Below are 8,663 nucleotides of genomic sequence, written 5' to 3' on the forward strand. Positions count from 1 at the left end.
GCTCATCGATGGGTTGTCAGTCAGGCGAGGCGATCGTGACGGGCGAGGCGGGCAAGCATCCGTTGGGCCAGCCCGTCATCGAGCGCACCGTCGGGCAGACGCCAACACCAGTTCCCCTCACGGGTGCCGGGGACATTGATGCGTGCCTCCGAGCCCAGGCCCAGCAGATCGCCGACTGGCAACATGGCCAGGTTGGCCTCGGAGGCCAATGCCGAGTCGATCAATGCCTCGGGCATCGGGGTGGCCGGATCGATGCCCTGCATCGTCTCGAGCCACCGACGCACGCGCGCCCTCCCCGGCTCATCCAGGGAGTGCCACCACCCCAAGGTGGTGTCGTTGTCGTGTGTCCCGGTGTAGACGACGCTATCGGGCCGATGGTGCCTGGGCAGGTGAGGATTATCCTCATCGCCGTCGAAGGCAAAATGCAGTACCACCATCCCGGGCAAACCGAAACGATCACGCAGCTCGGTCACGTCGGGCGTGATCACCCCCAGGTCCTCTGCCACCAGCGGCAGGTCCGCCCCCCCGACGGACTCAAGCGCCTCGAGTAGCGCGGCGCCCGGCCCGGGCACCCATCGTCCTCCGGTGGCATCGGGATCATCGGCGGGTATCGCCCAGTAAGCGGCCAGCCCGCGGAAGTGGTCGATCCGGACCCAGTCGTACAGGGCCAGATGACGGGCCAGCCTTTGTTTCCACCAGGCGAATCCATCCTCGGCCATGCGCTCGAAATCGAACAGCGGGTTGCCCCAGCGTTGCCCGGTGGCGGAGAAATAGTCCGGTGGCACACCGGCCACCACGTGGGAACGACCGGTGGCATCCAGCTGAAACAGTGAACGATGTGCCCAGACATCGGCCGAATCACCCGCCACGAAGATCGGCAGATCCCCGAACAGGAGAATCGACCTCTCGCGCGCCTCGTCGCGCACGGCCTGCCATTGCCGTTCGAGGAGAAACTGCTCGAACACGAGCGCCTCGATCCGCGCCGCATGGGCTTCTTCGAATGCCTGCATGGCCTGCGGCTCGCAATCACGGAGTCCCGCCGGCCAGTCCAGCCAGCAACGGCCGTCCTGCGTTTCGCGAATCGCCATGAACCGCGCGTAGTCCTCGATCCAGTGCGACTCGCGCTCTCGAAACCGAGCAAACGCCGCGCGCAACTCCTGACCGGCACCCTCTCCCAACCGGCGCGCACTCACCGGGGTCGAACGCTTGAAAGCGGTGTCGTCGGCCAGTTCTCGTTCATCGAGGTAAGCCGGCTCCAGCGCAAACGACGACAGGCACTGATAGGGACTGTTGTCGGGGTGGGTCGGCCCCAGTGGCAATACCTGCCAGACCGATAATCCTGACCGCTGCAAAAAACGCAGCACCTCATGGGCATGCTCGCCGAAACCGGACGAGGCCAAGCTGCCAATGGGTAGCAGCAGGCCCGCCCGTCGCCGGGTTGCTGGGGGCTCGGTGCTCACGCCTGCCCCCGGCGCATCGTGCCACCGCCAGTGACCTGATTGGCATCATGGGTCGGCACACTGATCGGCTCGTCCAATACGGCCGGCACCGGCACGTCGATCAGTTCGTAGAGGCGTGCCAGTTGCAGACGAAACAACCGGTCGAAATCACGGGTTGCCTCGGCGGGATTGTCCTCCCCGAACCACCAGAACCAGTCCGACCCTTCGCAGACGGCCAGTTGCAGACCGTTGCGCATCTGCATGTCCTCGTCCCACTCGCCCTCCGATTCGGCATCGAGATAGGCCTGACGGGCGTCGACCAACCGATCCCAGGCCCGGTTCTTGGCCGTCTCGCCCACCCAGGTCGCGAGATTGCCGTAAACCCAGCTACCGGCGACGAGCGCATCAAGTTCCACGGCCGGCGGCTTCGCTTCCAGAAAGCTCGAAAAGGTGGTCATCTCGATGCGCGGGTGGGCGGACAACTGCTTGTACAGACCATCGAGCAACCAGAAACCGTTATCCGGGTAATGTTCCCAGGCATTTTCGCCATCCAGGATGATCGGCACCAGCGGTGCCTCCACCCCGAGGTGATCGCAGGTGTCGGCAATCGAAACCAGGTGATGCACCAGGTCCTCGACCGCATCGTCGGCATGCCAGTTCTGGTAATCGAAGCCGATTCGATCGGAGAGCCCATCGTCGCGGAAGAACAATCGGAGTTCCTGCCCGGGGCGCGCGTACACCTGATGGTCGCAGTGAAGCGTCTGGTGGGCGTGATTCAAACTGTTGCGCAGCACTTGCTGGCCGCTGGCTGCCCAGGCAAAACCCGCCTGATCGAGCAAGCGGCAAGTGGCATCCGATATGGCGCCCTCGGCGGGCCAGCAACCGGCGGGATCGCGGCCCAACAGCCGCTGAAAAACGGCGCGACCGTGCTCGATGTGCCAACGGGAACGCTGATCACCGCCGGGATAGCTCTCGGCAAGGGGCTGCGGCGCGTCGGGTTCGGCCTCCAATCCGGCGCGCAGGTCCTGCAACAGCGGTGTGATCGGGTGGGCGTAGGGCGTCATGGAGAGCTCGATCTGGCCCCGATCCGCCAAGGCCCGGAAACGGTCGAACAACCCGCCGATCGTCTCGCCGATCACACCGAGCAGGGCCTGTCGGGACTCGGCATCGAAGCCGCCCTCCCGGTCAAGCAGCTCGGCAACCACCGGATCCGACTGCCGCAGGGTCTCTCCGCACCATGCCAGGTGGTACCAGGTCGAGAGGTCACCGATGAAGGCGTCACTGACGTACCCGCCGGGATCTTGAGTCTGCAGCAACGCATCGGCGGTCTCCACCAGCCGGGCGAACGGCTCGAAGCGATCGATCATTCGCGCGCGATTGGCACGCAACAACGCTTCGATCACCACGAGGCGCTGATCACCGACCAATGCGCCCGGCTCGGCGAGACTCACCAGCAAGGGATCACGCAGGTCGGCGACCTGGCGACTGCGCTGATACGAATCGATCTGTGCCGCGTAGTCCTCCAACTGCTCAAGGAGGATCGGAACGAAGTTGACCACCAACCGTGCACCCGGCCAACGCTCCAGGTGTGCAGCCATGTCGGCATAGTCCTTGATCGCGTGCAGATAGGTCCAGGGTTGCTGGTAGACCCCGTCGCGCGGGTCGCGGTACTCCGGCTGATGCATGTGCCAGAGAAACACGACCGGCAGCGGTCTGGAGGATAGCTTGGTTGGCATGCGGATATATCCATCTGGACGCCAAGGGCGTCCGGTTTTGTCGGAGAGGACACTGTCCCGAGGGTGTCAGTTATCACCCGGGCAGACCCGGGGCTCGATCGGGGTGGGTATCAGCGCACCATGTGCAGCCTTTGCCCCAGCATTTGCGGAGTGACCAGCACCACGCCGTTGGGACTCACCTCGAACCGCTCCCGATCCGCTGCCAGGTCGACCCCGATCTGCATCCCGGATGGAATCACGCAGCCCTTGTCGATCACCGCTCGACGCACCTCGGCGCCCTCGCCCACCTCTACGTTCGGCAGAATCACGGAATCCTCGACGTAGGCCTGGTCACGCACCACCACGTTGGAGAACAGCAGCGAGTGGCGCACGATCGCACCGGAAATGATGCAACCACCGCTGACCATCGAATCGATGGCCATGCCGCGGCGGCCGTCCTCGTCAAAGACGAACTTGGCCGGCGGCAATTGCTCCTGGTAGGTCCAGATGGGCCACTCGGTATCGTAGAGGTTCAGCTCGGGCTCGACACCGATCAGCTCGAGGTTGGCCGCCCAGTAGGCGTCGATGGTACCTACGTCGCGCCAGTAGGAATGGTTCTCGGCGCCCGGCTCGCAGAACGGATAGGCGTATACGTTGTGGTCCTCGATCAAGCGCGGAATCACGTTCTTGCCGAAATCGTGCTCGGAGTCCGGATCGTCGGCGTCCAGGATCAGCTGTTCGAACAGGAAGTCGGTGCGGAAGACGTAGATGCCCATCGAGGCCAGCGACTGGTCCGGGGCATGCGGCAGCGTCGGCGGGTTATCGGGCTTCTCGACGAACGAGTCGACCCGCCCCCCTTCCACGATACCCATCACGCCAAAGGCACCGGCCTCTTCAACCGGGACATGGATACAGCCGACCGTCAGGTCCGCCCCCTTCTCCACGTGGAAGGCGATCATCGGACCGTAATCCATCTTGTAGATGTGATCGCCCGCGAGGATCAACGTGTATTCCGAGTCGTGGGAGCGCAGGATATCGATGTTCTGGTAGACCGCGTCCGCCGTGCCGCTGTACCACGACTGGTCGTTCATACGCTGCTGGGCCGGCAGCAGCTCGACGAATTCGCCTCGCGCGACGTGATTGCCGCCCCAGGCAAGTTGGACGTGCTTTATCAGTGAATGGGCCTTGTACTGTGTCAGTACACCCATGCGGCGGATGCCGGAATTGGCGCAATTGGAGAGTGGAAAGTCAATGATGCGAAACTTGCCCCCGAAGGGCACGGCCGGCTTGGCACGCCAGTCGGTCAATTGGCGCAGCCGCGAGCCGCGCCCTCCGGCAAGGACCAGGGCCAACGTGTCCCTGGTGATTCGACTGACCAGTCGCTTGGGGCTATCGACAATCATCCCGAGTTTCCTCTCGCTCTCCATGTGATCGAGGCAGGCCGGCGGGTTGCCGCAGGCTATAGTGGAAAGCCTAGCGCATCCATGTTTCCGGGGTGTAACAATTTCGCGTCTAAAACCGAAGCCCGACCGGCAACGGGCCAACCAATTTTGCCAACCGCGAGCCAGCCGGTGAAACCGGAAATTCGCTTCGACCGTCAATCGGGCTCGCCGCGATCCTGAGCGTATGCCATAGTCGGGAAAGCGAATCCGCCTGGCCTTGCCGACTGCCCACGCCAGCGACAACAACCGGAATCCAAACCGTATGGAAAACGACCTGAAGGCCCTTGTCGACGCCCGCCACCATGATCCGCACCGGGTGCTGGGCGTGCACGCCGCCGATAACGAGAACGTCCGGCTGCGCACCTATCAGCCACATGCCGAGTCGGTGGAAACCGTCGATCAAGACGGCGAGCCGATGGCACTGACCGCGCACCCCGAATGCACGGGCTTGTTCGAGATCACCTTGCCTCGATCCTGGGTAGCCAAACATCCGACCCACACCGTCGTCATGGCCGACGGGCACCGCTACGGCATCGTCGACCCCTACAGTTTCCTGCCAACCGTCGGGGAGCTCGACCTGCAACTGTTCGCCGAGGGGCGCCATCTGCAGTTGTGGCAGATGCTCGGCGCCCAGGTACTGTCGGTCGACGAGGTCGTCGGCACCCGCTTTGCCGTCTGGGCACCCAATGCCGAGCGCATCAGCCTGGTCGGCAGCTTCAACGACTGGGACGGTCGTCGTCATCCCATGCGCGTGTTGGGTGACAGCGGCGTCTGGGAACTGTTCATGCCGGGGGTGACGGTCGGCGATCTCTACAAATTCGAGATCACCAGCCACCTCACCGGCGAGACGCAGCTGCGCACCGACCCGGTCGGCCGAGCCTTCGAAATGCGCCCCGACACGGCCGCCATCGTGCCGGCCTTCCAGCCCTACGAATGGCACGATGACGACTGGATGGCCCGCCGCGAGCAATGGCAATGGGACCAGGCACCCATGACGACCTACGAGGTGCATCTGGGCTCCTGGCGATTGCCCGACGGGCGCTTTCCCAGTTACGACGAACTGGCCGATCAATTGATCCCCTACGTCCAGGAACGCGGCTTTACCCACATCGAATTGCTGCCGGTCACCGAACACCCCTTCGATGCCTCCTGGGGTTACCAGACCACCGGCTACTTCGCCCCCACCAGTCGCTTCGGCAGCCCGGCCGCCTTCTGCCGTTTCGTCGACCGCGCGCACGCCGCGGGCATCGGCATGATCCTCGACTGGGTACCCGCGCATTTTCCGCGTGACGAGTTCGCCCTGGCGCGCTTCGACGGCAGCGCCCTCTACGAGCACGACGACCCGCGCCGTGGCGAACATCGTGACTGGGGCACCTTGATCTTCAACTATGGCCGGCGCGAGGTGCAGAACTTCCTGATCGCCTCGGCGCAGTACTGGATCGAGCACTTGCACCTCGACGGCTTGCGTGTCGACGCGGTGGCCTCGATGCTCTATCTCGATTACTCCCGCGAAGCCGACGACTGGCTACCCAACCGTCACGGCGGCCGGGAAAACCTTGAGGCGATCGATTTCCTGCAGCGGCTCAACCACACGATTCTCTCGCGCAACCCTGGCACCCTGATGATGGCCGAGGAATCCACCGCCTGGCCGATGGTCTCCCGGCCACCGGAGCATGGCGGGCTGGGCTTTTCCATGAAGTGGAACATGGGCTGGATGAACGATTCCCTCGCCTACTTCGCCGAAGACCCCCTGCACCGCCCATACCACCACAACCTGCTGACCTTCGGGCTGCTATACGCCTTTTCGGAAAACTTCGTCCTGCCGCTCTCCCACGACGAGGTCGTGCACGGCAAGCGCTCCCTGCCCGGCAAGATGCCGGGTGACGAGTGGCAGCGTTTCGCCAACCTGCGCCTGCTGTTCGCCTGGCAGTACACCTTTCCCGGCAAGAAGCTCCTGTTCATGGGCACCGAATTCGGCCAGGGCAACGAGTGGTCGCATGAGCGGGAACTCGACTGGTGGATGCTCGACTACCCGTTGCACCAGGGCATCCAGGCCCTGGTCGACCAACTCAATTTCCGCTACCGGAACGAACCGGCGTTGTACCAACGCGATTTCGACGCAGGCGGTTTTGCCTGGATCGATTGTAGCGACCGCAACCAGTCGGTGATCAGCTTCTGTCGTCACGGCCATTCCGAGACCGTGGTGGTGGTCTTCAACTTCACCCCGGTCGACCGCCCCGGTTACCGCATCGGCGTACCCGCCGCCGGGCGCTACCAGGTGCTTCTGAACACCGACGGCGAGGGATTTGGCGGCGCAGGCCACAACCCGTCGCCCAGCACGGCCCAGGCCGTGCCAATGCACGATCAGCCCGCCAACCTCACGCTCGACCTGCCCGGTCTGTCCGCGGTCGTACTCAAGCACGCAGGCGACTGAAATGCTCCCGCTGTGCCGAACCACCGCGGTCCGATAACATGCGATACTTGGCGTCCTTAGGGGAGCGCATTCATCGTTACCCCGAGTCGTGACACCTTCCCGGCGTGGTCCCGCTTGGCCGCCCTAACCGATATCGAGGAGATACCGACGTGTCGCTGTCTGTGCTGTTTGCGACGAGTGAAGCCTATCCCCTGATCAAGACCGGGGGGCTCGCCGACGTCTCCGGCGCGTTGCCCGCCGCGCTGACCGAGTTGGGTGTCGACGTGCGCCTGGTCCTGCCGCGCTACGGCGACCTGGCCCTGCGCGAGGACCAGATGACCGAGCATATCGCTCGTCTCGACGTCCTCGGCCAGCCGGTCGATATCCTGCACACCGTCATGCCGGATAGCGGCGTGCGCACCTACCTGGTGGATCACCCGACCTTCTCGGCCCGTCAGGGCAATCCCTACATGGGGCCGGACGGGAACTCCTGGCACGACAACCCGGACCGGTTTGCCCTGTTCGCCCGCGCCGCGGTTGCCCTCGCCACCGGCGAGGTCGATCCCGATTGGCGCCCGGACGTGGTCCACGCCAATGACTGGCAAACCGGCCTGATCCCGGCCCTGCTCCACGAGGCCGAAAAACCGCAGACCGTCTTCACCCTGCACAACCTCGCCTACCAGGGCGTCTTCGACCGCTCGACCTTCGAACGACTGGGGCTGCCGTGGAGCCTGTGGCGACCCGACGGCCTCGAGTTCTGGGGCAACATGTCGTTCATCAAGGGCGGCATCGTGTTCGCCGACCGCATCACCACGGTGAGCCCCAACTACGCCCGAGAAATTCAGACAGCCAAGTTCGGTTACGGACTCGACGGGCTGCTACGCCATCGCAGCGATTCGCTGGTCGGCATCCTCAACGGGATTGGCTCGGACTGGGACCCCAAGAACGACCCCGCCCTGGTCACTCCCTATTCGCGCGACAAGCTCGACGGCAAGACGGCCAACAAGGCCGCCCTCCAGAAAGAGCTGGGCCTACCGATACGGGACGACGTGCCCCTGATCGTGCACGTCGGTCGGCTGGTGGAACAGAAAGGGATCGACCTGGTCATCCAGGCTCTTTCCATGCTCGGCCAGCGCGACGTGCAGTTCGCCTGCCTGGGCAGTGGCGAGCGACGCTTCGAACAGGCATTGCGGGCACGCGCCGAGGCCGATCCCGAGCGCATCGCGGTGCGCATCGGCTACGACGAGGGACTGGCTCATCGACTGGAGGGAGGGGGCGATGCGTTCATCATGCCGAGTCGTTTCGAGCCCTGTGGACTCAACCAGCTCTATAGTCTCAAATACGGCACGGTGCCGATCGTCCACAGCGTGGGCGGTCTGGCCGACACGGTCACTCCGGCCACGCCGGCCACCCTGCGCGACGGCAGCGCCACGGGCATCGTGATGAGCCAGGTCGACGTCACCTCGATCCTCTGGTCGATCGACGAGTTCACGGCATTGTTCAATCGCCCGGACGACCTGAAACAGGTACGCCAGCGGGCGATGGCCCAGCAATACGACTGGGGCGCCAGTGCCCGCTCGTACCTCGATCTCTATCAAGCGATATCGAACGCTGAAACAAAATGATGAATCGATTCCAGACCAGCCCAGCCCAG

General features: G+C 64.1%; 5 protein-coding genes. 2 read left to right on the forward strand and 3 right to left on the reverse strand.

The features are described from left to right. Window positions 1-20: 20 nt before the first annotated feature. From malQ to glgC, 3 genes are all read right to left on the reverse strand, one after another. On the reverse strand, window positions 21-1,460 hold the full coding sequence (malQ, locus tag ABGV18_RS10325; RefSeq protein WP_396585965.1) for a 4-alpha-glucanotransferase: 1,440 nt from the start codon (window positions 1,458-1,460) through the stop codon (window positions 21-23). Beyond that, complete coding sequence (locus ABGV18_RS10330) at window positions 1,457-3,175, reverse strand: glycoside hydrolase (RefSeq protein ID WP_396585966.1); 1,719 nt, start codon at window positions 3,173-3,175, stop codon at window positions 1,457-1,459. Before ABGV18_RS10330 ends, malQ begins: the two co-directional genes overlap by 4 nt. 110 nt (window positions 3,176-3,285) lie before the next feature. After that, window positions 3,286-4,554 (reverse strand): glucose-1-phosphate adenylyltransferase, encoded by a 1,269-nt coding sequence (gene glgC, locus ABGV18_RS10335; RefSeq protein ID WP_396585968.1) that lies wholly within the window; start codon window positions 4,552-4,554, stop codon window positions 3,286-3,288. A 304-nt stretch (window positions 4,555-4,858) separates the two neighbouring features. Between glgC and glgB the strand changes: the two genes are divergently transcribed. Together glgB and glgA are read left to right on the forward strand one after the other, a co-directional pair. Further along, a complete protein-coding gene (glgB, locus tag ABGV18_RS10340) occupies window positions 4,859-7,030 on the forward strand; it encodes a 1,4-alpha-glucan branching protein GlgB (protein ID WP_396585967.1) in 2,172 nt (723 codons plus the stop codon). Between the two features lie 155 nt (window positions 7,031-7,185). Further along, on the forward strand, window positions 7,186-8,634 hold the full coding sequence (glgA, locus tag ABGV18_RS10345) for a glycogen synthase GlgA (RefSeq protein ID WP_396585969.1): 1,449 nt from the start codon (window positions 7,186-7,188) through the stop codon (window positions 8,632-8,634). Window positions 8,635-8,663: the final 29 nt, after the last annotated feature.

The organism is Guyparkeria halopsychrophila (genome assembly GCF_044582135.1).
GTDB lineage: Bacteria > Pseudomonadota > Gammaproteobacteria > Halothiobacillales > Halothiobacillaceae > Guyparkeria.